25 protein-coding genes are annotated in these 21560 nt (G+C 62.1%); 12 read left to right on the forward strand and 13 right to left on the reverse strand.

What is annotated here, in order from left to right:
• The first annotated feature begins 10 nt into the window (after positions 1 to 10).
• Positions 11 to 823, forward strand: coding sequence for a bifunctional DNA-formamidopyrimidine glycosylase/DNA-(apurinic or apyrimidinic site) lyase (gene mutM, locus OQ248_RS12390; protein WP_265812968.1), 813 nt, complete (start codon positions 11 to 13; stop codon positions 821 to 823).
• A gap of 67 nt (positions 824 to 890) precedes the next feature.
• On the forward strand, positions 891 to 1214 hold the full coding sequence (locus tag OQ248_RS12395; RefSeq protein ID WP_265812969.1) for a multidrug transporter: 324 nt from the start codon (positions 891 to 893) through the stop codon (positions 1212 to 1214).
• 139 nt (positions 1215 to 1353) lie between these two features.
• Here the strand turns inward: OQ248_RS12395 and OQ248_RS12400 are convergent, their stop codons facing one another.
• From OQ248_RS12400 to OQ248_RS12420, 5 genes are all read right to left on the reverse strand, one after another.
• A complete protein-coding gene (locus OQ248_RS12400; protein ID WP_003195146.1) occupies positions 1354 to 1605 on the reverse strand; it encodes a YfhL family 4Fe-4S dicluster ferredoxin in 252 nt (83 codons plus the stop codon).
• A 102-nt stretch (positions 1606 to 1707) separates the two neighbouring features.
• Complete coding sequence (coaD, locus tag OQ248_RS12405) at positions 1708 to 2187, reverse strand: pantetheine-phosphate adenylyltransferase (RefSeq protein WP_003229157.1); 480 nt, start codon at positions 2185 to 2187, stop codon at positions 1708 to 1710.
• 115 nt (positions 2188 to 2302) lie between these two features.
• A complete protein-coding gene (locus OQ248_RS12410) occupies positions 2303 to 3898 on the reverse strand; it encodes a GMC family oxidoreductase (RefSeq protein ID WP_265812971.1) in 1596 nt (531 codons plus the stop codon).
• A gap of 41 nt (positions 3899 to 3939) precedes the next feature.
• Positions 3940 to 4485 (reverse strand): twin-arginine translocation pathway signal protein, encoded by a 546-nt coding sequence (locus tag OQ248_RS12415; RefSeq protein ID WP_265812972.1) that lies wholly within the window; start codon positions 4483 to 4485, stop codon positions 3940 to 3942.
• A 24-nt stretch (positions 4486 to 4509) separates the two neighbouring features.
• Positions 4510 to 5940: a coniferyl aldehyde dehydrogenase gene (locus tag OQ248_RS12420; RefSeq protein ID WP_265812973.1), complete on the reverse strand. Its 1431-nt coding sequence runs from the start codon at positions 5938 to 5940 to the stop codon at positions 4510 to 4512.
• A gap of 146 nt (positions 5941 to 6086) precedes the next feature.
• Here OQ248_RS12420 and OQ248_RS12425 point away from each other — a divergent pair, with 146 nt between their 5' ends.
• Both OQ248_RS12425 and OQ248_RS12430 read left to right on the forward strand, forming a co-directional pair.
• Positions 6087 to 6758, forward strand: coding sequence for a TetR/AcrR family transcriptional regulator (locus OQ248_RS12425; RefSeq protein WP_085709051.1), 672 nt, complete (start codon positions 6087 to 6089; stop codon positions 6756 to 6758).
• Between the two features lie 27 nt (positions 6759 to 6785).
• Positions 6786 to 7640 (forward strand): sulfurtransferase, encoded by an 855-nt coding sequence (locus OQ248_RS12430; protein ID WP_265812974.1) that lies wholly within the window; start codon positions 6786 to 6788, stop codon positions 7638 to 7640.
• A 6-nt stretch (positions 7641 to 7646) separates the two neighbouring features.
• On the opposite strand, the gene OQ248_RS12435 is transcribed toward OQ248_RS12430, so the two are convergent.
• The 5 genes from OQ248_RS12435 to OQ248_RS12455 all read right to left on the reverse strand — a co-directional run bounded on the left by OQ248_RS12435 (position 7647) and on the right by OQ248_RS12455 (position 12987).
• A complete protein-coding gene (locus OQ248_RS12435; RefSeq protein WP_265812975.1) occupies positions 7647 to 8477 on the reverse strand; it encodes an AraC family transcriptional regulator in 831 nt (276 codons plus the stop codon).
• A 4-nt stretch (positions 8478 to 8481) separates the two neighbouring features.
• Complete coding sequence (locus OQ248_RS12440) at positions 8482 to 9480, reverse strand: hydrolase (RefSeq protein WP_265812976.1); 999 nt, start codon at positions 9478 to 9480, stop codon at positions 8482 to 8484.
• A 63-nt stretch (positions 9481 to 9543) separates the two neighbouring features.
• Positions 9544 to 10152 (reverse strand): 16S rRNA (guanine(966)-N(2))-methyltransferase RsmD, encoded by a 609-nt coding sequence (rsmD, locus tag OQ248_RS12445; RefSeq protein ID WP_265812977.1) that lies wholly within the window; start codon positions 10150 to 10152, stop codon positions 9544 to 9546.
• A complete protein-coding gene (locus OQ248_RS12450) occupies positions 10152 to 11639 on the reverse strand; it encodes a pitrilysin family protein (RefSeq protein ID WP_265812978.1) in 1488 nt (495 codons plus the stop codon). Before OQ248_RS12450 ends, rsmD begins: the two co-directional genes overlap by 1 nt.
• Entirely contained in the window at positions 11632 to 12987 is a 1356-nt protein-coding gene (locus OQ248_RS12455) for a pitrilysin family protein (protein WP_114886107.1), read from the reverse strand. The genes OQ248_RS12450 and OQ248_RS12455 overlap by 8 nt, the downstream gene beginning before the upstream one ends.
• 345 nt (positions 12988 to 13332) lie before the next feature.
• On the opposite strand from OQ248_RS12455, the gene ftsY reads away from it, so the two are divergent.
• The 4 genes from ftsY to rpoH all read left to right on the forward strand — a co-directional run bounded on the left by ftsY (position 13333) and on the right by rpoH (position 17482).
• Positions 13333 to 14823, forward strand: coding sequence for a signal recognition particle-docking protein FtsY (ftsY, locus tag OQ248_RS12460; protein WP_265812979.1), 1491 nt, complete (start codon positions 13333 to 13335; stop codon positions 14821 to 14823).
• The gene (gene ftsE / locus OQ248_RS12465; RefSeq protein WP_008065082.1) at positions 14820 to 15491 is read left to right on the forward strand and encodes a cell division ATP-binding protein FtsE; all 672 of its coding nucleotides are present in this window, start codon (positions 14820 to 14822) and stop codon (positions 15489 to 15491) included. The genes ftsY and ftsE overlap by 4 nt, the downstream gene beginning before the upstream one ends.
• Positions 15488 to 16513 carry a permease-like cell division protein FtsX gene (gene ftsX, locus OQ248_RS12470; protein WP_085709059.1) on the forward strand — a complete coding sequence of 342 codons (1026 nt, stop codon included), beginning with the start codon at positions 15488 to 15490 and terminating at the stop codon, positions 16511 to 16513. Before ftsE ends, ftsX begins: the two co-directional genes overlap by 4 nt.
• A 114-nt stretch (positions 16514 to 16627) precedes the next feature.
• Positions 16628 to 17482 (forward strand): RNA polymerase sigma factor RpoH, encoded by an 855-nt coding sequence (gene rpoH / locus OQ248_RS12475; protein WP_003229146.1) that lies wholly within the window; start codon positions 16628 to 16630, stop codon positions 17480 to 17482.
• Between the two features lie 70 nt (positions 17483 to 17552).
• On the opposite strand, the gene mtgA is transcribed toward rpoH, so the two are convergent.
• On the reverse strand, positions 17553 to 18275 hold the full coding sequence (gene mtgA, locus OQ248_RS12480; protein WP_085709060.1) for a monofunctional biosynthetic peptidoglycan transglycosylase: 723 nt from the start codon (positions 18273 to 18275) through the stop codon (positions 17553 to 17555).
• A gap of 74 nt (positions 18276 to 18349) precedes the next feature.
• Here mtgA and OQ248_RS12485 point away from each other — a divergent pair, with 74 nt between their 5' ends.
• From OQ248_RS12485 to trmB, 4 genes are all read left to right on the forward strand, one after another.
• Positions 18350 to 18730 (forward strand): DUF423 domain-containing protein, encoded by a 381-nt coding sequence (locus tag OQ248_RS12485; protein ID WP_085709061.1) that lies wholly within the window; start codon positions 18350 to 18352, stop codon positions 18728 to 18730.
• Positions 18731 to 18802: 72 nt separating this feature from the next.
• Entirely contained in the window at positions 18803 to 19003 is a 201-nt protein-coding gene (thiS, locus tag OQ248_RS12490; RefSeq protein ID WP_007953386.1) for a sulfur carrier protein ThiS, read from the forward strand.
• Positions 19004 to 19063: 60 nt separating this feature from the next.
• On the forward strand, positions 19064 to 19858 hold the full coding sequence (locus OQ248_RS12495; protein WP_007953385.1) for a thiazole synthase: 795 nt from the start codon (positions 19064 to 19066) through the stop codon (positions 19856 to 19858).
• A gap of 9 nt (positions 19859 to 19867) precedes the next feature.
• Positions 19868 to 20593, forward strand: coding sequence for a tRNA (guanosine(46)-N7)-methyltransferase TrmB (gene trmB, locus OQ248_RS12500; protein WP_085646976.1), 726 nt, complete (start codon positions 19868 to 19870; stop codon positions 20591 to 20593).
• A 65-nt stretch (positions 20594 to 20658) separates the two neighbouring features.
• Here trmB and OQ248_RS12505 read toward each other — a convergent pair whose 3' ends face one another.
• Positions 20659 to 21207, reverse strand: coding sequence for an RNA 2'-phosphotransferase (locus tag OQ248_RS12505; protein ID WP_265812980.1), 549 nt, complete (start codon positions 21205 to 21207; stop codon positions 20659 to 20661).
• Positions 21208 to 21225: 18 nt separating this feature from the next.
• A complete protein-coding gene (locus OQ248_RS12510) occupies positions 21226 to 21549 on the reverse strand; it encodes a DUF3392 domain-containing protein (RefSeq protein WP_085709063.1) in 324 nt (107 codons plus the stop codon).
• Positions 21550 to 21560: the final 11 nt, after the last annotated feature.

Here is a 21560-nt window from a genome sequence, read left to right on the forward strand (position 1 = left end):
CGAGACGCTCATGCCTGAATTGCCGGAAGTCGAAACCACCCGTCGCGGCATCGCCCCGCACCTGGAAGGCCAGCGCGTCAGCCGGGTGATCGTGCGTGACCGGCGGCTGCGCTGGCCGATTCCCGAAGACCTCGATGTGCGCCTGTCCGGGCAGCGCATCGTGCTGGTCGAGCGGCGCGCCAAGTACCTGCTGATCAATGCCGAAGTCGGCACGCTGATCAGCCATCTGGGCATGTCGGGCAATTTGCGGCTGGTCGAGGTCGGGATGCCGGCAGCCAAGCATGAGCATGTGGATATCGAACTGGAATCCGGCCTGGCCCTGCGCTACACCGATCCGCGACGGTTCGGGGCGATGCTCTGGAGCAACGATCCGCTCAATCACGAATTGCTGATTCGCCTGGGGCCGGAACCGTTGACCGATCTGTTCGACGGCGATCGGTTGTATCAGCTGTCACGCGGGCGGTCGATGGCGGTCAAACCGTTCATCATGGACAACGCGGTGGTGGTAGGGGTCGGCAATATTTACGCGACGGAAGCGCTGTTCGCCGCCGGCATCGATCCGCGCCGCGAAGCCAAGGGCATTTCCCGGGCGCGTTATCTGAAGCTGGCGATCGAGATCAAACGCATCCTCGCCGCCGCCATCGAGCGCGGCGGCACCACGTTGCGCGATTTCATCGGCGGCGACGGGCAGCCGGGATATTTCCAGCAGGAGCTGTTTGTTTACGGTCGCGGTGGTGAACACTGCAAGGTTTGCGGCACGGGCCTGCGGGAAGTGAAGCTGGGCCAGCGGGCCAGCGTTTTCTGCCCGCGCTGCCAGACCTGACGAAAAGCTGAAAAAGTCCTACGGTCTATAGTGAGTTGTCTCACTGTTCAGCCCGAAGGATCGTGCCATGAAGTCCTCGCAAGCCCTGCTCCTCGCACTGCTGCTGTGTTCCAGCCTGACCATTCAGGCCACGGAAGGCGGCAGTGGTGATCCGCGATACGCCATCCAGAATCCACCGGCCTACGCCATGATCGGCGATCTGCTGATTGCCCGCCCCTTGCTGGTGGCGGCGACAGTGATCGGTGCAGGCGTGTTTGTGGTGTCGTTGCCGTTTACCGCGCTGGGTGGCGGTGTCGGCGATGCGGGGGAGGCGCTGGTGGTGGCACCGGCGAAAGCGGCGTTCGTGCGTTGCCTGGGCTGTACCGGGGAAGGATTCGAGCAGCGCGAGTGAGCTGATCCGGCTTTTTTCGGTGTTGCCGATACCCTTCGCGAGCAGGCTCGCTCCCACAGGGGAATGCATTTCAAATGTGGGAGCGACGGTGCGACGGCTCGACCTGCTCGCGAAGGGGGCCAGTCAGGCGCTGCAGGACTCAGGCCTTGCCAGTAATCTTGCGGTACTTCTCCATCAACTGTTCTTCAGTCTCCGGATGGGCTTCGTCCAGTGGAATGCAATCCACCGGGCAGACCTGCTGGCACTGCGGTTCGTCGTAGTGGCCGACGCACTGGGTGCACAGGTTCGGGTCGATCACGTAGATCTCTTCGCCCTGGGAAATGGCGGCGTTCGGGCACTCAGGTTCGCAGACGTCGCAGTTGATGCAATCGTCGGTGATGATCAGGGACATGCTAACTCCAGCCGGGGCGGGGAGCCCGGGCGCTATGAATCAATGCGCGCAATTGTGCCGCATTGGCGCCCGCAGTGCACGCGGGCGCCGTTTGAACGGTCGTTACTTCTTGAAGCGCAGGGTCAGGGCATCAGCCACGGCCGGGTGGACGAACTTGCTGATATCGCCGCCCAGGGCTGCAATTTCCCGCACCAGTGTCGAGGAAATGAACGAATAACGCTCGGACGGAGTGAGAAACAGGCTCTCCACATCCGGCGCCAACTGACGGTTCATGTTGGCCAGCTGGAATTCGTATTCGAAGTCCGACACCGCGCGCAAACCGCGCAGAAACACATTGGCGTTCTGCTCTTTGGCGAAATGCGCCAGCAGCGTCGAGAAGCCGACCACTTCCACGTTCGGCAGGTGTTTGGTGACCTCGCGGGCCAGCTCGACCCGTTGTTCCAGCGGGAACAGCGGATTCTTCTTGGGGCTGGCGGCGACGGCGATGATCACATGGTCGAACAGGCGCGAGGCGCGTTCGACCAGATCGCCATGGCCCTTGGTAATAGGGTCGAAGGTACCTGGGTACAACACTCGGTTCATCGCGTCGTCCTGGCGGGAATCCGTTGGGGAGTCGGATGGTATCGCAGCCGTCCCGGTCGGCCAAGTCGCCTTTTGGGTAAGAAAGCACTATGGACGGTACGAATCTTCGGCTTTTTCACGGGTTTTTCAGCCGTTCGCCGAGGGATGTCGCCAGTTGCGCCGTCAGACCATACACCGACAACTGCGGGTTGGCGCCGATGCTGGTGGGGAACAGCGAGCCGTCGTGAATCGACAGATTACGCAACTGATGATGCCTGCCAAGGCTGTCGGTAACAGCGGTCTTCGGGTCTTCGCCCATCGCACAACCGCCCATGACGTGGGCGCTGCCCAGGCGGGTGCGATACAGCTCAAGGCTCAGGCCGTCGATCATTTTGCGGGCCTCGGCCAGGCTGTTCACATAACGCGCATCGGCGTGCATCGGCATCACCGCTTTGGCGCCGCCGGCGAACTGGATTTCGGCCATAACGTGGAAGGCCCGGCGCAAACCGTCCCAGGCGTAGGACGACACCTGATAATCGAGCACCGGCGAACCATCCCCGCGCAATTCGACACTGCCGCCCTCACTGTCCTGATGAAAGCCGTCACGCAGCAACGCCAGCATGGCGTGGGTGTGCGGAAGATCCGCCATGTGCTGCGCGTTTTCCTGGCCGAATCCGCCAAGCAAGGTAGCGGCCAGCGCCGGGTGCAGCGGCGGCACTTCGAGTTTGAAGGCCATCGGCCCGGTGGTGCCGTCCTTCCACTGGAAATGGTCGGAGTAGATCGACTGCGGTGCTCCGTAAAACGGGTTGATGACCTCGTCGAAGCGCCCGGCGGACATGTTCACCGGATGCAGGAACGTTCGCTTGCCGAGGCGTTGATGCGGGTCCGGCGCGTCCGAGCGCAGCAGCAGGGCAGGGCTGTTGATGCCGCCGCCGGCCAGCACGTAATGGCGGGCCTTGACCGTGATCTTGCGCCCGGTCGGCTCGACGCAGCGTTCGTCCATCGCCACGCATTGCAGGCCGGTGACCTTGTCGCCGTTGATCAACAGTTTTTCGGCGCGGGCCAGATAAAGCAGTTCACCACCCTTTTCCAGGGTCGCCGGAATGGTCGTAACCATCATCGATTGTTTGGCGTTGGTCGGGCAGCCCATGCCGCAGTAGCCGAGGTTCCAGCAGCCGCGCACGTTGCGCGGGATCACGTGCCAGCTGTAGCCGAGTTGTTCGCAGCCTTTGCGGATTACGTCGTTGTTGGCGTTGGGCGGCACCATCCACGGGGCGACGCCGAGGCGTTGCTCCATTTTTTCGAACCACGGCGCCATGTCGGCAGCGCTGTGACCTTTGACGTTGTGTTCCTTGGCCCAGTGTTCGAGGGTCGGTTCGGGTGTGCGAAAACTCGAGGTCCAGTTGATCAGGGTGGTGCCGCCGACCGCGCGACCCTGAAGGATGGTGATCGCGCCGTCCTTGCTCATGCGGCCGATGCCTTCCTGATAGAGGCTGCTGTAGGCCTTGTCTTCCAGCATCTTGAAGTCGCTGCTGGTCTTGAGCGGGCCTTCTTCGATCAGCAACACCTTGTAGCCGGCGGCGCTGAGGATTTCCGCCGTGGTGCCGCCGCCGGCACCGCTGCCGATGATGGCTACGTCGGTTTCCAGGGTCAGGTCATCGGTCAGTTGCGCGCCGTTGTAGGTTTTCCAGCCACGGGCAAGGCCTTCGCGAAACGGGTCGGGTACGGGCATCAATCAGGCTCTCTTATTATTGTTCGGGGGAGGCGCGAGTCTTAAACCGTAGGTGGGCCGGGATATCCGCAGTGGGCCCAGGATTCGGCGCGGGTGTACCAGGCCATCATCACCATTTGCTGCAGGGAGCTGTGGCCCATGCGCAGCAGGCTCAACGAGCTGTTTTCCCAGCGCTCGAGAAAGTGCCGGATCGCCTCGGGGCTAGCGTTTTCCCAACTGCCCCAGATGCCGGTCAGCGGTCCACGGGTCACGGCCATGCCCAGCACATCGAACAGCTGTCGGGTGAGCTTGAGCATTTCCGGCGACAGGCGATCGAGGCTGTAGTCCAGGGACTTCAGGGTTCCGTCGACAGCGGCGGGCATCTTTTCCACCGCGACGGCGCCATCGAGCATTACCGGAATCAGCGCGCTCAAAAACAGCAGGTCACCGCTGCGCAACGTGGCGAATCCGTTGGCCGATACACTCGATGAGCAACCGCTCAGACTGGCGCCAAGGCCGGCGGTGGCGAGGAAAGCCGTGGCGCCGAGGCTGAATTTCAGCAGGCCACGGCGCGAGAGGGCGGGTGTTTCGGTCAGGCTTGGGTGCATTGTTGTTATTACCCGGCGGTGACGTTAGCGAATGAACAGTTTCTGGATCAGTTTCTGAATGGATTTGCCGTACGGCGGATAAATCAGCTTCGCCGCGTTGAAGCGCTGTTTAACCAGCACGCCCTTGGCCTTGCTGAAGGTCAGAAAACCTTCGTGCCCGTGGTAATGGCCCATCCCCGACGGCCCGATGCCGCCGAACGGCATGTCGTCCTGGGCCACATGCAGCAGCGTGTCGTTGAGGCAGACGCCGCCGGAGTGGGTTTCGTGGAGCACGCGGTTCTGTTCGCGTTTGTCGTAGCCGAAGTAGTAAAGAGCCAGAGGACGTGGGCGCTGATTGATGTAAGCAAATGCCTGATCCAGGTCCCGGTACGGCACGATCGGCAGCAGCGGGCCGAAGATTTCGTCCTGCATCACCGTCATCTCGTCGCTGACATTCAGCAGCAGGCTGTGCGGCATGCGTCGGCCCTGGCCCTGCTCGAACAGCGGAATCAGCAGCGCGCCCTTGCTGGTGGCGTCGCTGAGGTAACTGTTGAGCCGCGCCAGTTGGCGTTCGTTGATGATCGCGGTGTAGTCCGGGTTGTTGGCGAGGGTCGGATAAAACCCGCGCACGGCCTGGCGATAGGCCTCGACGAAACCACCGACCCGTTCTTCCGGCACCAATACGTAGTCCGGCGCCACGCAGGTCTGGCCGGCGTTGAGGGTCTTGCCGAAGGCGATGCGTTCGGCGGCGTCATTGAGCGGCACGTCGAGGGAGACGATGGCCGGCGACTTGCCGCCCAGCTCCAGGGTCACTGGCGTGAGGTTTTCCGCCGCTGCGCGCATCACGTGCTTGCCGATGCTGGTGGCGCCGGTGAACAGCAGGTGATCAAAGCGCAATTTCGAGAAGGCCACACCGACGTCGGCTTCGCCGAGCACCACGCAGACCAGATCTTCAGGAAAGATCCGCGCCAGCAAATCCTTGAGCAGCAGACCGGTGGCCGGGGTCGATTCGCTCAACTTGAGCATCACCCGGTTGCCTGCTGCGAGCGCGCCGGTCAGTGGGCCCATGGCCAGGAACAACGGGTAGTTCCACGGCACGATCACGCCGACCACGCCCAGCGGCTGATACACGACTTTTGCCGACGCTGGCTGAAATGCGACGCCGACCTTGCGCCGCGAAGGCTTCATCCATTGGCTGATATGCCGACTGGCGTAATGAATACCGTGCAGGCTCGGCATCAGCTCGGCAAGCAGGGTTTCATCCGCGCTGCGATGGCTGAAATCCGAACTGATCGCCTCGATCAATGCCTGCCGTTCGTTGCTCAACAGATCGCGCAAGGCCTTGAGCCACTGCTGACGCTGGGCGGCAGGCGGCATCGGGTTGGCGGCGTAGGCGGCGCGCTGCGCGTCGAACAACCGGTTGAGCTCTTCCAGCGGCTGTTGCAACGATTGCAGGTAGGCAATATCGGCGGTCATTGTCGGCTCCGGATTTGTTGTCGTGAGGAACTTTCTAGAGTCTATGCTCTAGAAAGTCAAATGACTTCCTTGGGCATCATGGTTTTATCCCGTTCCGGTTAGGTCGTAAGATGCCCCCCAACGCACTCTGAATTAAAGCTCAAGCCATGGCCCCACGGATCAAAACCAGCGAGCGCATCGTGCAGAACAGCCTCGAGCTGTTCAATCAGCAGGGCGAGCGCAGCATCAGCACCAATCACATCGCGGCCCACATGGAGATTTCTCCGGGCAACCTGTACTACCACTTCCCCAACAAGCAGGCGATCATCGCCGTGTTGTTCAGTGAGTACGAAAGCCTGGTGGACAGCTTCCTGCGCCCGCCTCAGGGGCGTGCGGCGACGGTCGAAGACAAGCGTTTCTACCTCAAGGAACTGCTGTCGGCGATGTGGCGCTACCGCTTTCTGCACCGGGATCTGGAGCACCTGCTCGACAGCGACCCGGACCTTGCCGGGCGTTATCGGCGCTTTTCCCAGCGCTGCGTGATCCAGGGGGCGGCGATCTATGAAGGCTTTGTCGCCGCCGGCATCCTGAAAATGGACCGGGTGCAGATCGAATCCCTGACCCTCAACGCGTGGATCATCCTCACCTCCTGGGTACGTTTTCTGTGCACCACCCGGGAAAACTCCAACCACCTCAGCGAGCAGGCCATTAAACGCGGCGTGTATCAGGTGCTGGTGCTGGAAGCGGGATTTGTCACCGAGCAAGCCCGCGACGAGGTCAATGCACTGTTCGAAGAATTCTACGTACCGTTGGCCCAGGCCCTCGAAGAAAGGTCCTGACCCATCCGCTCACAGGAGTCGTTCGCTATGCCGATTGCGCAACTGATCAGCCCGACCACGCTGGATGCCCGCAAGGAGCAACCGGGGCTGGTGATTCTCGATTGCCGTTTTGCCCTCGAAGACCCGGATTACGGCCAGCGCAGCTATGCCGAAGGGCACATTGCCGGGGCGAGTTTCGCCGATCTTGAACGCGACCTGAGCGGGCCGGTGACCAAGGGCGTGACCGGACGTCATCCGCTGCCGGAGCCGGCGGCGTTGATCGAGCGTCTGCAAGCTTTCGGTATCAACAACGACAGCGACGTGGTTCTGTATGACGACGGCCCCGGCGCCTACGCGGCACGGGCCTGGTGGTTGCTGGCATGGCTGGGCAAGCGCGACGGCGTGTTCATTCTCGACGGTGGGCTCAAGGCCTGGCACGCGGCCGGTCTGCCGCTGAGCCTGGATGCGCCTTCGGTGGCGCGCGGGACGTTCAGCGGGCACCCGGACAAGCATCTGCTGCTCAGCGCCGAGCAATTGCAGCAGCGCCTCGGCCAACCGACTCTGACCCTGCTCGATGCCCGCGCCTTGCCGCGCTTCAAGGGTGAAGTGGAGCCTATCGACCCGATTGCCGGGCACATTCCCGGTGCGCAATGCGCAGCGTTTACCGAGAATCTGGGCAGTGATGGACGTTTCTTGCCGGTCGATCAGCTCAAGCAGCGCTTTGCCGCGAAACTCGGCGAGCGTTCGCCGAACGATCTGGTGGCTTATTGCGGTTCCGGGGTGACGGCGTGTCACAACCTGTTCGCCCTGTGTTTGGCGGGTTATCCGTTGGGTACGCTGTATGCCGGGTCGTGGAGCGAGTGGATCAACGAACCTTCGCGCGGTATCGCCACCGGCGAGTAAGCGCGTTCAGCGGTCCAGCCGCGCACTGCGATAGGCCGCCGGCCCCACGCCATAAACCTGTTTGAACTGCCGGCTCAGATGACTCTGGTCGGCAAAGCCCAGTTGCGTGGCGACTTCCACCGGCAGGCAGCCGCTCTGCAACAAACCCCGCGCGCAGGCAATTCGTTGCTGCATCAGCCAGGTGTGCGGCGGCATGTCGGTGGCGCGGCGGAATACCCGGGCGAAGTGGAAGGGCGAGAGGTTTACCGCCGCCGCCAGCTCTTCCAGTGAGGGGGGCGCCGCCAGTTGCGCCTGTAGCAATTCCTTGGCCATCACCACTGCGCGGTGCTCTTTTCCGGGTTTACCGTTGATCTGCACCGCCGCGTGACGTTGCAGCAGCAACATCATCATTTCGCGCCACACCGTCTGCTGTTGCAGCGCGGTGGCGGGGCTTTCCAGCAAACGGTGCAACTGGCTGAAGCCGTTGACCAGATCCGGATCGCGATACAGCGTCGCGCCAAAGGCCGGCATTGGCGCGGTTGGCAGCTCCAGTTCTTCAAGCAGCGAAACAATCTTGTCGGTATCCGGATAGAACGCCCGGTACAGCCAGCCGTCCTCTGTGCCTTTGTGGCCGGTGTGCAATTCGTCCGGGTTGATCAGCACCAGCGTGCCGCTGCCAGCGAGGTGTTCGGCACCGCGATAACGGTAGCGCTGGGCGCCGGCCATGATCATGCCGATCACGTAGCCGTCGTGGACATGCGGGGCGAAGCGATGCTCGATGTAGCGCGCCGAGAGCAGCTCGACGCCGGCCAGCGGCGCGGTTTGCCAGAAACGGATCGACTCGCCCTGATCGCTCATGACCTCACCCGTGCCCCGTTTCGGCCAGCCACTGGGGAATGCGCCGTTCCAGGTAATAACCCGGTTGGCGGAATGAGCCGTCGACGAAGCCGACATGCCCGCCCCGGGCCTGCAATTCGAATGCGGTCGAGCTCGACAGTTCACTGGCCGAAGGCAGGCTGTGGGGAAACACGAAGGGATCGTCCGCTGCCTGAATGATCAAGGTCGGCGTACGGATCTCGCCCAGAAAGTAGCGGCTCGATGCCCGACGATAATAATCCTCGGCATCGGCAAAACCGTGCAGTGGCGCGGTCACCCGGCCATCGAAATCCCAGAAAGTGCGCATGTTTTCCAGTGAGCCAAGGGCGGCCAGTGCGGCAAGACCCTCCTCGCGGCCGTCGTGCTGGAACTGGCGCTGCTTGTTCTTGATGTAGGCGACCATTTCACGCATGAAGTGCGCCTGATAGACCTTCGAAAACCCCTGGCCGATACGGTCGGCGCATTGATCCAGTCGAAACGGTACCGACACCGCCACCGCGCCGAGCACGCCGCTGGCACTGCCGGTTTCCCCCAGATGCTTGAGCAGCACGTTACCACCGAGGGAGTAGCCGACCGCATACAGCGGCGCCAATGGCCGCTTGGCTTTCAGGTGCTTGATGGTTTCGGCAAGGTCTTCGCTGGCGCCGGAATGGTAGCTGCGCGGCAACAGGTTCGGCTCGCCCGAGCAACCACGCCAGTTCAATGCGACGCTGGCCCAGCCTCGGGCGGCGAGCGCTGCCTGAATCCCGGCGACGTAAGGCGAGTTGGAAGAGCCGGTCAGCCCGTGCAGCACCAGCACCAGCGGCGCCTCGGCGCTGTGCGGGCCGTGCCAGTCGAGGTCGAGGAAATCGCCATCCTCCAGCCACAGGCGTTCGCGCTGGCGATCAAGGTGTACGGTCTTGCGCCACAGCGGTCCCCACAACGTTTGCAGGTGCGGATTGCCGAGGCCGAAGGCGGGGATGAACGGTTTTGACGAAGGGGACACGATTGCTCTCGATGCAGCGCAGCGAGCCTCGGCTGAGGCTCGCCGCTTTTTCAGGCCGGTCGGTTAACCGGCGATCACTGCCATACGTTGCCACAACGCGTAGTACACCCGCCCGGATTTCTGCTCGCGGTGCAGGCGCCAGTTGCCTGGCAGGCCGAGGGTCGATGGCGCGGTTTCGCTTTCAGTGTAGATCCACGAATCATCGGCCAGCCATTGGCGCTCTTCCAGCAACGTGCAGACGGACGGCAGCAAGTTCTGGTTAAAGGGCGGGTCGAGGAACACCAGGTCGAACGCGGTCGCGGTCTGGGTTTCCAGGTAGCGCAAGGCATCGGCGGTCTGCACCTGGCCGTTGGTGCAGCGCAGGGTGCCGAGGTGTTCTTTCAGGCTGGAGACCGCGACATGGCTGGCATCCAGCGCCTGGCCCATGGACGCGCCACGGGACAGCGCTTCCAGAAACAGCGCGCCGCTGCCGGCGAACGGGTCGAGAACCTTGGCCCCGGCAACGTATGGCGCGAGCCAGTTGAACAGGGTTTCACGCACACGGTCCGGCGTCGGGCGCAGGCCCGGTGCATCCGGGAAGCTCAGTTTGCGGCTGCGCCACTCGCCGCCGATGATGCGCAACTGGTTCACACCGTTGTGCAGTTTTTGTACAGGTTTCTTTGGACTGGCCATTAATGCTCCGGAACCCCGAGCGGCTGCTCGGCAGGTTTATCAGATGGGGCCGGTAACGGCTTTTGCGGCACGGTCGGGCCAGCGCTGACGATGACCATTTTGTCCGTGCTCAAGTGTTTGTTCAGGGCGTCGCGGACCTGCTCGACGGTCAGGCTCTGGGACTGACGCATGAAGTCGTCCAGATAGCTCAGCGGCAGGTTGTAGAAACCCATGGCGCCGAGCTGGCCGACGATATCGGCGTTGCTCGCAGTGGACAGCGGGAAGCTGCCGGCCAGTTCACGCTTGGCGTCATCGAGTTCTTTCTGGGTCGGGCCGGTCTTCAAGTAATCGGCAAGCACGTCCTGCACCAGTTTCAGGGTGCCTTCGCTCATTTCCGCGCGGGTTTGCAGATTGATCATGAACGGGCCGCGCGCCTGCATCGGGCTGAATGCCGAATACACGCCGTAGGCCAGGCCGCGCTTCTCGCGAACTTCGCTCATCAAGCGAGTGCCGAAACCACCGCCGCCGAGGATCTGGTTGCCCATCGACAGTGCGGCGTAGTCCGGGTCGTCACGGTCGATGCCCAGTTGTGCGAGCATCAGGTTGGTCTGCTTCGACGGGAATTCGATGTGGCCGACGCTGGCCTTCGGCTCCTGCGGCTGGGCGATCTTCACCAGCGCCGGGCCTTTCGGCAGGGCGGCGGAGACCTGATTGGCAATCGCCTCGGCTTCGCTGCGGGACAGGTCGCCGACCAGTGCAATCACCACGTTACCGGCGGCATAGGCCTTGGCATGGAACTCACGCAGTTGCGCCAGGGTGATCTTCGGCACGCTTTGCGCGCTGCCATCGCTGGAGTGCGCGTACGGGTGATCGCCGTACAGGCGCTTCATCAACTCCAGGCTGGCGAGTTTGCCGGGGTTCTGTTTCTGGTACTCGAAACCGGCGAGCATCTGGTTCTTGATGCGTGCGAAGGAGTCAGCGGGGAAGGTCGGCTTGCCGATCACTTCCGAGAACAGTTTCAGTGCCGGCTCGCGTTTGTCGGTGGCACTCAGGCTGCGCAACGAAACAATGGCCATGTCCTTGTAGGCGCCGTTGCCGAAATCCGCGCCCAGGCCTTCGAAGCCCTGGGCGATGGCGCCGACATCCTTGCCCGCCACGCCTTCGTTGAGCATGGCATTGGTCAGCAGGGCCAGGCCCGGCGCGTTGCCGTCCTGGCTGCTGCCGGCGGAGAAGATCAGGCGCATGTCGAACATCGGCAGTTCGCGAGCCTCGACGAACAGCACCTTGGCGCCTTCGGCGGTGTTCCAGGTCTGCACGTCGAGCTTGCGGCTGGCCGGGGCCTTGCCGTCGAGTTCGGCCAGCGATTGCAGCTTCTGGCTGGACTTGGCGTTATCCAGCGCTTCGCTGGCCTTGCTGTTGTCGCTCGGCGCCAGATACAGCGCGGCGGAGCCAATGACTGCCACGGCGATCAGACCGAGCAACAGGCGTGGGGTTTTGCGCTCACTCATGAGTCGTCTCCAGGGGCAGGACGTGGGCGACGCTGAGACGTTCGCGGGTGAAATACAGCTTGGCGGCGTTCTGGATGTCTTGCGGGGTGACGCTTTCCAGATCGGCCAGTTCTGTGTCCATCAATTTCCACGACAGACCGACGGTCTCCAGTTGGCCGATGGCGGTGGCCTGGCTGGTGATCGAATCGCGTTCGAAGACCAGGCCGGCGATGACTTGCGCCCGCACGCGCTCCAGCTCTTCAGCGGACGGTGCGGTGGTTTTCAGCTGTTCCAGGAGTTTCCACAGGCCGGCTTCAGCCTGGGCCATGGTCTTTTTCTTCTGGGTGTTCGGCGTGGCCGACAGGGTGAACAGGCTGTCGCCGCGAGTGTAGGCGTCGTAGCTCGACGAGCCGCCGGACACCAGCTCTTCGCCGCGCTCCAGCTGGGTCGGGATGCGTCCGCTGTAACCGCCGTCCAGCAGCGCCGAGATCAGGCGCAAGGCGTTGATCGAGCGTTTGTCTTCGGCCGTGGCCAGGCTCGGCACGTTGAAACCGAGCATCAGGCTGGGCAATTGGGTCTGCACATGCAGGGTGATCTGGCGTTCGCCGGGTTCGGCCAGTTCCAGCGGTTGCTTCGCCGGTGGCACGTCGCGTTTCGGGATCGGCCCGAAGTAGCGCTGGGCGAGGGTTTTCACTTCGTCCGGGGTCACGTCGCCGACCACCACCAGCGTGGCGTTGTTCGGCACATACCAGGACTGATACCAGTGGCGCAGCTCTTCGACTTTCATCCGGTCGAGGTCGGCCATCCAGCCGATGGTCGGCGTGTGGTAGCCGCTGGCCGGGTAAGCCATGGCCTTGTAGCGCTCGTAGGCCTTGGACATCGGTTTGTCGTCAGTGCGCAGACGGCGCTCTTCCTTGATGACTTCGATTTCCTTGGCGAACTCGTCGGCCGGCAGGCGCAGATTGGCCATGCGGTCGGCTTCCAGTTCGAAGGCTACGCCCAGTCGGTCACGGGCCAGCACCTGGTAGTAGGCGGTGAAGTCATCGCTGGTGAAGGCGTTCTCTTCGGCGCCGAGGTCGCGCAGGATCAGCGAGGCTTCACCGGGCCCGACTTTCTCGCTGCCCTTGAACATCATGTGCTCAAGGGCATGGGACAGACCGGTCTGGCCCGGAGTTTCGTAGCTGGAACCGACCTTGTACCAGACCTGCGATACCACCACTGGCGCGCGATGGTCTTCGCGCACGACGACTTTCAGACCGTTGTCGAGGGTGAATTCGTGGGTCGGTTGCGGATCGGCCGCCAGGGCCGAAAGGGGCAGGCAGACTGTGCTGAGCAGCAGGCCTGCGGCGCGGCGGGCTAGAGCATTCATTCGTTTTTAAACCTGTTCGGCTGCCCGCTTGGTCTTAGCCTAGGCGGGCGAGGAGGTGCTAGGATACTGATCCGTTTTACTGGCGGCCACGCCTATCAGGCCACTGATCGGTCTATAGGTTGTACGGGTTACCGGCAGAAGCGTTGAGTTTGTCAGCTAAGCTCTGCGTTTTCGCCGACGATGCCGTTCCAGTCCTTCGTATTTACAGACCTTTGAGGTGCTTTTGGCGCCTCGACAAAATGTTGCGCGTGAACAAGCTGGGTGAAACACAGTCTGTTCTGCATCGAATATTTATTTGCCGGGGCGCCCCTGTGGCGCGTCGCTACCGTGAGATAGCCGTCCTCCATGTTTGGTTCCAACGACGACAAGAAGACCCCAGCTGCGGCTGGCGAGAAGAAAAGCCTGTTCGGATGGCTGCGCAAAAAGCCGCAGGAACCCGTCGTCGAACAGCCGACTGCCATTCCTGAGCCAGCCCCGGCGCCCGCTCCGGTAATAGAAGAAGTGCCGGCTCCGGTTGTGCTGCCGATTGCCGAGCCGGTGTTGCAAACGGTGGCCGAAGCCGAGCCTGAAGTGCCGGCTGCCGCTGAACTGCCGCTGACTCCGGCTGCCCAGCCATGGCTGACCTTGCCCGTGGCGGAAGAGCCGGTGGCGCTGGTCGAAGAGGCTGCGCCGCACATCACGCCGCCGATTCCGGCAGCGGTTGCATTCACTCCCGAGCCTGTTCAAGCGCCGGTGGTCGAACCTGCTCCTGTCATTCCCGAGCCGGTGGTCGCTGCGCCGGTTGCGCCGATTGTCACTGCGCCCGAGCCTGCACCTGCACCTGCACCTGCACCTGCACCGGTCGTCGCAGCGCCAGTCGCTGTCGTCGAAACTCCGGTTGAGGCTCCGCGCACCGAAGAAACCAAGGCCGGCTTCTTCGCCCGCCTCAAGCAAGGCCTGTCGAAGACCAGCGCCAGCATCGGCGAGGGCATGGCCAGCCTGTTCCTCGGCAAGAAAGCCATTGATGACGATCTGCTCGACGACCTCGAAACCCGCCTGCTGACCGCCGACGTCGGCGTCGAAGCGACTTCGGTGATCATTCAGCGCCTGACCCAGAAGGTCGCACGTAAAGAGCTGGCCGATTCCGACGCCCTGTACAAATCCCTGCAGGCCGAGCTGGCCGCGATGCTCAAACCGGTCGAGCAGCCGCTGAAAATTGCTTCGCAGAACAAGCCGTTCGTGATTCTCGTGGTCGGCGTCAACGGCGCCGGCAAGACCACCACCATCGGCAAGCTGGCCAAGAAGCTGCAACTGGAAGGCAAGAAAGTCATGCTCGCCGCCGGTGACACCTTCCGCGCTGCGGCGGTCGAGCAGTTGCAGGTCTGGGGCGAGCGCAACAAGATTCCGGTGATCGCCCAGCACACGGGCGCGGACTCGGCTTCGGTGATCTTCGACGCCGTGCAGGCCGCCAAGGCCCGTGGCATCGATGTGTTGATCGCCGACACCGCCGGTCGTCTGCACACCAAAGACAACCTGATGGAAGAACTGAAGAAGGTTCGCCGGGTGATCGGCAAGCTCGACGCCGATGCGCCGCACGAAGTGCTGCTGGTGCTCGACGCCGGCACCGGTCAGAACGCCATCAACCAGGCCAAGCAATTCAACCAGACCGTCGAACTGACCGGCCTGGCGCTGACCAAGCTCGACGGCACCGCCAAGGGCGGGGTGATTTTCGCCCTGGCCAAGCAATTCGGCCTGCCGATCCGCTACATCGGCGTCGGTGAAGGCATCGACGATCTGCGTACCTTTGAAGCCGAACCCTTTGTCCAGGCACTGTTTGCCGAGCGGGAGCGTTCATGATTCGTTTCGAACAGGTCGGTAAGCGCTACCCGAACGGTCACGTCGGCTTGCATGAGCTGAGCTTTCGAGTCCGTCGCGGCGAGTTCCTGTTTGTCACCGGCCACTCCGGTGCCGGTAAATCCACGTTGTTGCGCCTGTTGCTGGCGATGGAGCGTCCGACCAGCGGCAAACTGCTGCTGGCCGGACAAGACCTGAGCACCATCAGCAATGCGCAGATTCCGTTCCTGCGCCGGCAGATCGGTGTGGTGTTCCAGAACCATCAACTGTTGTTTGATCGCACGGTGTTCAACAACGTCGCGCTGCCGTTGCAGATCCTCGGGCTGTCCAAGGCGGAAATCGCCAAGCGCGTCGATTCGGCACTGGAGCGCGTGGCGCTGTCGGACAAGACCGATCTGTACCCCGGCGACCTGTCTACCGGTCAGCAACAGCGCGTCGGCATCGCCCGTGCCATCGTGCACCGCCCGGCCCTGCTGCTGGCGGACGAACCGACCGGTAACCTCGACCCGCGTCTGGCGGCCGAGATCATGGGCGTATTCGAAGACATCAACCGTCTGGGCACCAGCGTGCTGATCGCCAGTCACGACCTGGCCCTGATTGCGCGCATGCGCCATCGCATGCTGACCCTGCAACGCGGCCGATTGATCGGCGACGGGGAGGCTGGCGAATGAGTGCAACACGTAGTCCGAAGGTTTCCGAGCGCGTGGCCCCGAAGGCCGCCGATCCGCAGCCGCCGAAGAAGAAAAAGCACGACGAGGACGATGGTCCGGATTTCGCCACGCTGTTCCACGCCTGGATCGAAAGCCACCGTGCCAGCCTGCTGGACAGCCTGCGCCGTCTCGGCAAGCAGCCGATTGGCAGCTTCTTCACCTGCATGGTGATGGCGGTTGCGCTGAGCCTGCCGATGGGCCTGTCGTTGTTGCTGAACAACGTCGAGCGCTTGGGCGGTTCCTGGCAGCGTGCGGCTCAGATCTCGCTGTATCTGGAGCTCGAGGCCAGCCCGGCCCAGGGTGAAGCATTGCGGGATCAGATCAAAGGCATGCCGGGCGTAGCTGATGCTGAATATGTCGGCCGCGACCAGGCGCTGGAAGAGTTCCAGCAACAGTCCGGATTGGGCGAAGCCCTGCGCGAGCTGCCGGAAAACCCGCTGCCGGGCGTTGTGCTGGTGACGCCGAACGAGGTCGACAAGCCGACCCTGGAAGCATTAAGACAAAAACTTTCCGAGCTGCCCAAGGTACAACAGGCGCAACTTGATCTAGTCTGGGTCGAGCGTCTGGCCGCCATCCTCAAGCTCGGCGACCGCTTTGTCTTCGGTCTGACGGTGTTGCTGGTTTCCGCATTACTTTTGGTGATAGGCAATACCATTCGTCTTCATATTGAAAACCGCCGCACAGAGATAGAAGTGATTAAACTCGTCGGCGGCACCGACAGCTATGTGCGTCGTCCCTTCCTTTATATGGGCGCGTTGTATGGTTTCGGTGCGGGGCTGCTGTCCTGGGGTGTGCTGGCGTTCGGCCTGAACTGGCTGAACGACGCGGTGGTTGGGCTGGCCGGCTTGTACGGCAGTGATTTCGCACTGGCCGGAGTGCCAGTTGCCGACGGTCTGTCGCTCTTGCTTGGCGCGGTGCTGTTGGGTTATATCGGTGCATGGATTGCAGTCGCACGTCATCTCAGGGAGCTGGCGCCGAAGTAGAATCTTTTTTGCGCGTGATTGACCTTGCGGTTTTTTGGGAACTTGTACCTGAGTTCCCGGTCAATTTTTCGCAGTGCCGAAAGGCGCGAGTATGTAAGTCGGAGGTTTTTTCGTATGACCAATTCTTTGCAACCTGCGTATGCATTGGTTCCGGGCGCAAACCTGGAAGCCTATGTGCACACCGTCAACAGCATTCCATTGCTGACGCCGGAGCAGGAGCGTGAACTGGCCGAGAGTCTCTACTATGAGCAGGATCTTGGGGCGGCTCGGCAGATGGTGCTCGCCCACCTGCGATTTGTCGTACACATTGCCCGTAGCTATTCCGGCTACGGTCTGGCTCAGGCTGACCTGATCCAGGAAGGCAACGTCGGCCTGATGAAGGCCGTTAAGCGTTTCAACCCGGAAATGGGCGTGCGTCTGGTGTCCTTTGCGGTGCACTGGATCAAGGCCGAGATTCATGAGTTCATCCTGCGCAACTGGCGGATCGTGAAAGTCGCGACCACCAAGGCCCAGCGCAAGCTGTTCTTCAACCTGCGCAGCCAGAAGAAACGTCTGGCCTGGCTGAACAACGAGGAAGTCCACCGTGTGGCGGAAAGCCTCGGCGTCGAGCCCCGTGAAGTGCGTGAGATGGAAAGTCGCCTGACCGGCCATGACATGGCCTTCGACCCGGCCGCCGAAGCCGACGACGACAGTGCTTTCCAGTCGCCGGCCAACTACCTGGAAGACCACCGGTACGACCCGGCGCGTCAGCTGGAAGATGCCGACTGGAGCGACAACTCCAATCACAACCTGCACGAAGCGCTGGAAGTGCTGGACGAACGCAGCCGTGACATCCTCTACCAGCGCTGGCTGGCAGAAGAGAAAGCCACGCTGCACGACCTGGCGCAGAAATACAACGTGTCGGCCGAGCGGATCCGTCAGCTCGAGAAGAGCGCGATGAACAAGCTCAAGTTGTCGATTGCCGCGTAACCGGTAGTCCGGCAATAAAAAACGCCCCGATCAGTGATGATCGGGGCGTTTTTGTGTGCGCTTCAGAAACTCATTGGGCCCAGGGTGCGCGGCGTGAATCATCGAGTGTCAGCAGATAGCTGTCGCCACCCAGCTGGCTCATCTGCTGGCGAATCCAGCCGGCCCGGCGCGAAACATAGGAAGTCGGGTGACTGGCGCTCCAGACCCGCGGATTCGGCAGCACGGCTGCCAGATAGCTCGCCTGCTGCCGGGACAATGACTTGGCAGAAACGCCAAAGTGATGCCGTGCCGCCGCTTCAGCGCCAAACACGCCGTCATCCCACTCGACACTGTTCAGGTACACCTCAAGAATCCGCTGCTTTGGCCAGAACACTTCGATCAGCGCAGTAAACCAAGCCTCAAGACCTTTACGCAGATAGCTGCGGCCCGACCACAAAAACAGGTTCTTCGACACTTGCTGGCTCAAGGTGCTGGCACCGCGTATCGAACCGCCGAGTTCGTTGTGGGCCAGTGCGGCCTTGATCGCACTCAGGTCAAAACCCCAGTGCTCGGGGAATTTCTGGTCTTCGCCGGCAATCACCGCCACCTTCAGGTCATCGGAGATCTCGTCCCACGGCTTCCAGGTGCGTTGCAGATCGATCGGCTCGCCGTCGACCCAGGATTCGATCTTGCGCTCGACCATCAGCGCCGTGCCCGGCGGTGGCACAAAGCGAAACACCAATACCAGCAATACGCTGCCGCCCGCGAACCAGAGCAGGGCCTTCGTGAAACGACGGAGAAATAAACGCAGCATAGAGATGGCTTGGCCGAACCGGTTGAGCGGGCCATTATACAGACCCTGCCGATCGAGTCTGAGTGGAGTTCTACATGCTGCGTAGCTTTCTGATGCTGGCTGCCTTCTTTGGTTTCACCGGTGTCGGCCTTGGCGCATTCGCCGCCCATGGCCTGAAAAACCGCCTGACCCCCGAGTACCTCGCGATCTTCCATACCGGCGTCACCTATCAGCTGGTGCACGCGCTGGCGCTGTTCGGCGTGGCGCTGCTGGCCACCCAGCTTCAGGGGCGCCTGGTCGCCTGGGCCGGTATCTCGTTCAGCATCGGCATCCTGCTGTTCTCGGGCAGCCTGTACCTGCTGACCACCGTCGGCATCGGCAAGCTCGGCATTATCACTCCGTTCGGTGGCCTGGCGTTCCTGATCGGCTGGCTGTGCCTCGGACTCGCCGCCTGGCGCCTGCAGCCAACCGCTTGACGCTTGGTGCTGACCTTTAGGTCATGATCGGGCTAGAATGCCACCCCCTAAAAAGTGATGGCGGCGTTGCGCATGCGCATTCAGTTGAATGGTGAATCCTTTGAACTGCCCGACGGTGAAACCGTTGCGGCCCTGCTGACCCGTCTGGACCTGACCGGACGCCGCGTCGCGGTCGAACTCAATCTGGATATCGTCCCGCGCAGCCAGCATGCCGACACCACTTTGAACGACGGCGACAACGTCGAAGTGGTGCACGCCATCGGCGGCGGCTAGCCGTCCGGCCTGCATGGGCCGAGAATTCTGCAAGACCCTCACCCCAACAGAGGATTTCCCATGAGCATCGTTCGTAGCGACAAGCCTTTCGTTCTGGCCGGTCGTACTTACCAGTCGCGTTTGCTGGTCGGTACCGGCAAGTACCGTGACATGGAAGAAACCCGCCTGGCCATCGAAGCCTCGGGTGCCGAGATCGTCACCTTCGCGGTGCGCCGCACCAACCTGGGCCAGATCGAAGGCGAGCCGAACCTGCTCGAAGTGCTGTCGCCGGATCGCTACACCTTCCTGCCGAACACCGCCGGCTGCTACGACGCGGTCGAAGCCGTGCGCACCTGCCGCCTGGCCCGTGAGCTGCTCGATGGCCACAATCTGGTGAAGCTGGAAGTGCTGGCCGACCAGAAAACCCTGTTCCCCAACGTGATCGAAACCCTCAAGGCCGCCGAAGTGCTGGTCAAGGAAGGTTTCGACGTGATGGTTTACACCAGTGATGACCCGATCATCGCCCGGCAACTGGCGGAAATCGGCTGCATCGCGGTCATGCCGCTGGCCGGTCTGATCGGTTCGGGCCTGGGGATCTGCAACCCGTACAACCTGCAGATCATCCTCGAAGAAGCCAAGATCCCGGTGCTGGTGGATGCCGGTGTCGGTACCGCTTCCGACGCCACCATCTCCATGGAACTGGGCTGTGACGCCGTGCTGATGAACTCGGCCATCGCCCACGCCCAGCAGCCGATCATGATGGCCGAAGCCATGAAACACGCGATCGTCGCGGGCCGCCTGGCCTACCTCGCCGGCCGCATGCCGAAAAAACTCTATGCCAGCGCCTCTTCGCCGCTGGATGGTCTGATCAAGTAAGAGCTATTGATGACTGAATCGAACGACACGCCAATCCAGACGGAAGAAGGCGACGAGCGCCAACACCGCCGCATCAAGAGTTTCGTGATGCGCGCCGGGCGCATGACCGAAGGCCAGCAGCGCGGCCTGGATCAGGGCGCGCCGAAGTTCGTCCTGCCGCTGGCCGATGCACCGGTGGATTACGATCAGGTGTTCGGCCGTTCCGCGCCGCGTTCGCTGGAGATCGGTTTCGGCATGGGCCACTCGCTGCTGGAAATGGCAGCCGCTGCGCCGGAACAGGATTTCATCGGTGTCGAGGTTCACCGTCCGGGTGTCGGCGCGCTGCTCAATGGCGTACTGACCCAGGGCCTGACCAACCTGCGGGTCTACGATTGCGACGCGATCGAAGTGCTCAACCGCTGCATCGCCGACAACAGCCTCGACCGCTTGATGCTGTTCTTCCCGGATCCGTGGCACAAGAGCCGTCACCACAAGCGCCGCATCGTTCAGGCGTCCTTCGCTGAGCTGGTGCGTAGCAAGCTGAAAGTCGGCGGCATCCTGCACATGGCCACCGACTGGGAACCGTATGCCGAATACATGCTGGAAGTGATGAACGTCGCCCCGGGCTATCGCAACCTCGCCGAAGACGGCAAGTGCGTACCACGCCCGGCCGAGCGCCCGATCACCAAGTTCGAACGCCGCGGCGAACGTCTTGGGCATGGCGTGTGGGATCTGAAGTTCGAAAAGCTCGCTTAAGCCTTATGCAATAAAAAACTGTGGGAGCCATTGGCTCCCACAGTTGTTTTAGCAGTACTCGGTCATTACATCGTAGAAAGGAATTTTGCCGGTACCCGCTCGGTCAGCCAAACACCATTCTCGGCCTGATAGAACTTGAACCCCTGCTCCTGCATCTGTCGCGCGGCGACTTGCAGAATCACGACCGTTCCGTAACGTTGCCCGACCGCCGAAGCCGTGGCGGTTTCCTGGGAAAGATGCACGTGATGACGTGATCCCGGGATCAATCCCTGTTCGTTGATCGAGTCCATGAAACGTGTCGCGGTGCCGTGATAGAGCGTTTCCGGAGGCTGCTTTTCTTCGAACTGCAGCTCCACGCTTTTCGTCGAGTGGCCCTGTACGGCGCGAATCGACTGACCGTCCGGAGAGATCGAAAAGCGCTTTTTGTCACTGCTGGCCACGACGTTTTCGATCAGCGCGCGATCCAGCGTTCTACCGTCCCGTGCCGCGCCATCGATCAAGGCGTCGATGTTCGCCCAGCCTTCTGAATCCAGCGTCAGGCCGATCGCCTGTGGCTCATGACGCAGCACGAAGCTGAGAAATTTGCTTGTTTCGTCCAGCAGTTTCTTGCTCATGAACTTCCCTGTCTGTATTCAGCGGCGATCGGCGACTACACCGATCAAAACGAGCACCACCAACAGCACCGGCGCCAGACTGTAGTTGTTGAACTGGCTCAACCCTTTCACTACCCAAGGTGTGGCGTAGATCAGCGCCGCGCCGCTGCCGACCATGCACAGCAGAGCCATCAGCGGGACGCGCAGGGCGCCGGCGATGCTGCCCAGGCGTTGCTCGACCCAGCCTTTGAAGTCGGCGCCGAACAGCACCAGCAGGCAGCCCACCAGGGCCAGCGCGATTTCCGAGAGATTGCTGCGGCTCCAGCGGGAGACAGTGGCGAGCAGGTCGAGTATCAAATCCATGCGGTTTCCCC

This window comes from Pseudomonas sp. COW5 (assembly GCF_026240005.1).
Lineage (GTDB): Bacteria > Pseudomonadota > Gammaproteobacteria > Pseudomonadales > Pseudomonadaceae > Aquipseudomonas > Aquipseudomonas kribbensis.

Coding starts and splice junctions, on each gene's coding strand:
- mutM (WP_265812968.1), top strand. CDS start 11: ATGCCTGAATTGCCGGAAGTCGAAACCACCCGTCGCGGCATCGCCCCG.
- OQ248_RS12395 (WP_265812969.1), top strand. CDS start 891: ATGAAGTCCTCGCAAGCCCTGCTCCTCGCACTGCTGCTGTGTTCCAGC.
- OQ248_RS12400 (WP_003195146.1), bottom strand. CDS start 1,605: ATGTCCCTGATCATCACCGACGATTGCATCAACTGCGACGTCTGCGAA.
- coaD (WP_003229157.1), bottom strand. CDS start 2,187: ATGAACCGAGTGTTGTACCCAGGTACCTTCGACCCTATTACCAAGGGC.
- OQ248_RS12410 (WP_265812971.1), bottom strand. CDS start 3,898: ATGCCCGTACCCGACCCGTTTCGCGAAGGCCTTGCCCGTGGCTGGAAA.
- OQ248_RS12415 (WP_265812972.1), bottom strand. CDS start 4,485: ATGCACCCAAGCCTGACCGAAACACCCGCCCTCTCGCGCCGTGGCCTG.
- OQ248_RS12420 (WP_265812973.1), bottom strand. CDS start 5,940: ATGACCGCCGATATTGCCTACCTGCAATCGTTGCAACAGCCGCTGGAA.
- OQ248_RS12425 (WP_085709051.1), top strand. CDS start 6,087: ATGGCCCCACGGATCAAAACCAGCGAGCGCATCGTGCAGAACAGCCTC.
- OQ248_RS12430 (WP_265812974.1), top strand. CDS start 6,786: ATGCCGATTGCGCAACTGATCAGCCCGACCACGCTGGATGCCCGCAAG.
- OQ248_RS12435 (WP_265812975.1), bottom strand. CDS start 8,477: ATGAGCGATCAGGGCGAGTCGATCCGTTTCTGGCAAACCGCGCCGCTG.
- rsmD (WP_265812977.1), bottom strand. CDS start 10,152: ATGGCCAGTCCAAAGAAACCTGTACAAAAACTGCACAACGGTGTGAAC.
- OQ248_RS12450 (WP_265812978.1), bottom strand. CDS start 11,639: ATGAGTGAGCGCAAAACCCCACGCCTGTTGCTCGGTCTGATCGCCGTG.
- OQ248_RS12455 (WP_114886107.1), bottom strand. CDS start 12,987: ATGAATGCTCTAGCCCGCCGCGCCGCAGGCCTGCTGCTCAGCACAGTC.
- ftsY (WP_265812979.1), top strand. CDS start 13,333: ATGTTTGGTTCCAACGACGACAAGAAGACCCCAGCTGCGGCTGGCGAG.
- ftsE (WP_008065082.1), top strand. CDS start 14,820: ATGATTCGTTTCGAACAGGTCGGTAAGCGCTACCCGAACGGTCACGTC.
- ftsX (WP_085709059.1), top strand. CDS start 15,488: ATGAGTGCAACACGTAGTCCGAAGGTTTCCGAGCGCGTGGCCCCGAAG.
- rpoH (WP_003229146.1), top strand. CDS start 16,628: ATGACCAATTCTTTGCAACCTGCGTATGCATTGGTTCCGGGCGCAAAC.
- mtgA (WP_085709060.1), bottom strand. CDS start 18,275: ATGCTGCGTTTATTTCTCCGTCGTTTCACGAAGGCCCTGCTCTGGTTC.
- OQ248_RS12485 (WP_085709061.1), top strand. CDS start 18,350: ATGCTGCGTAGCTTTCTGATGCTGGCTGCCTTCTTTGGTTTCACCGGT.
- thiS (WP_007953386.1), top strand. CDS start 18,803: ATGCGCATTCAGTTGAATGGTGAATCCTTTGAACTGCCCGACGGTGAA.
- OQ248_RS12495 (WP_007953385.1), top strand. CDS start 19,064: ATGAGCATCGTTCGTAGCGACAAGCCTTTCGTTCTGGCCGGTCGTACT.
- trmB (WP_085646976.1), top strand. CDS start 19,868: ATGACTGAATCGAACGACACGCCAATCCAGACGGAAGAAGGCGACGAG.
- OQ248_RS12505 (WP_265812980.1), bottom strand. CDS start 21,207: ATGAGCAAGAAACTGCTGGACGAAACAAGCAAATTTCTCAGCTTCGTG.
- OQ248_RS12510 (WP_085709063.1), bottom strand. CDS start 21,549: ATGGATTTGATACTCGACCTGCTCGCCACTGTCTCCCGCTGGAGCCGC.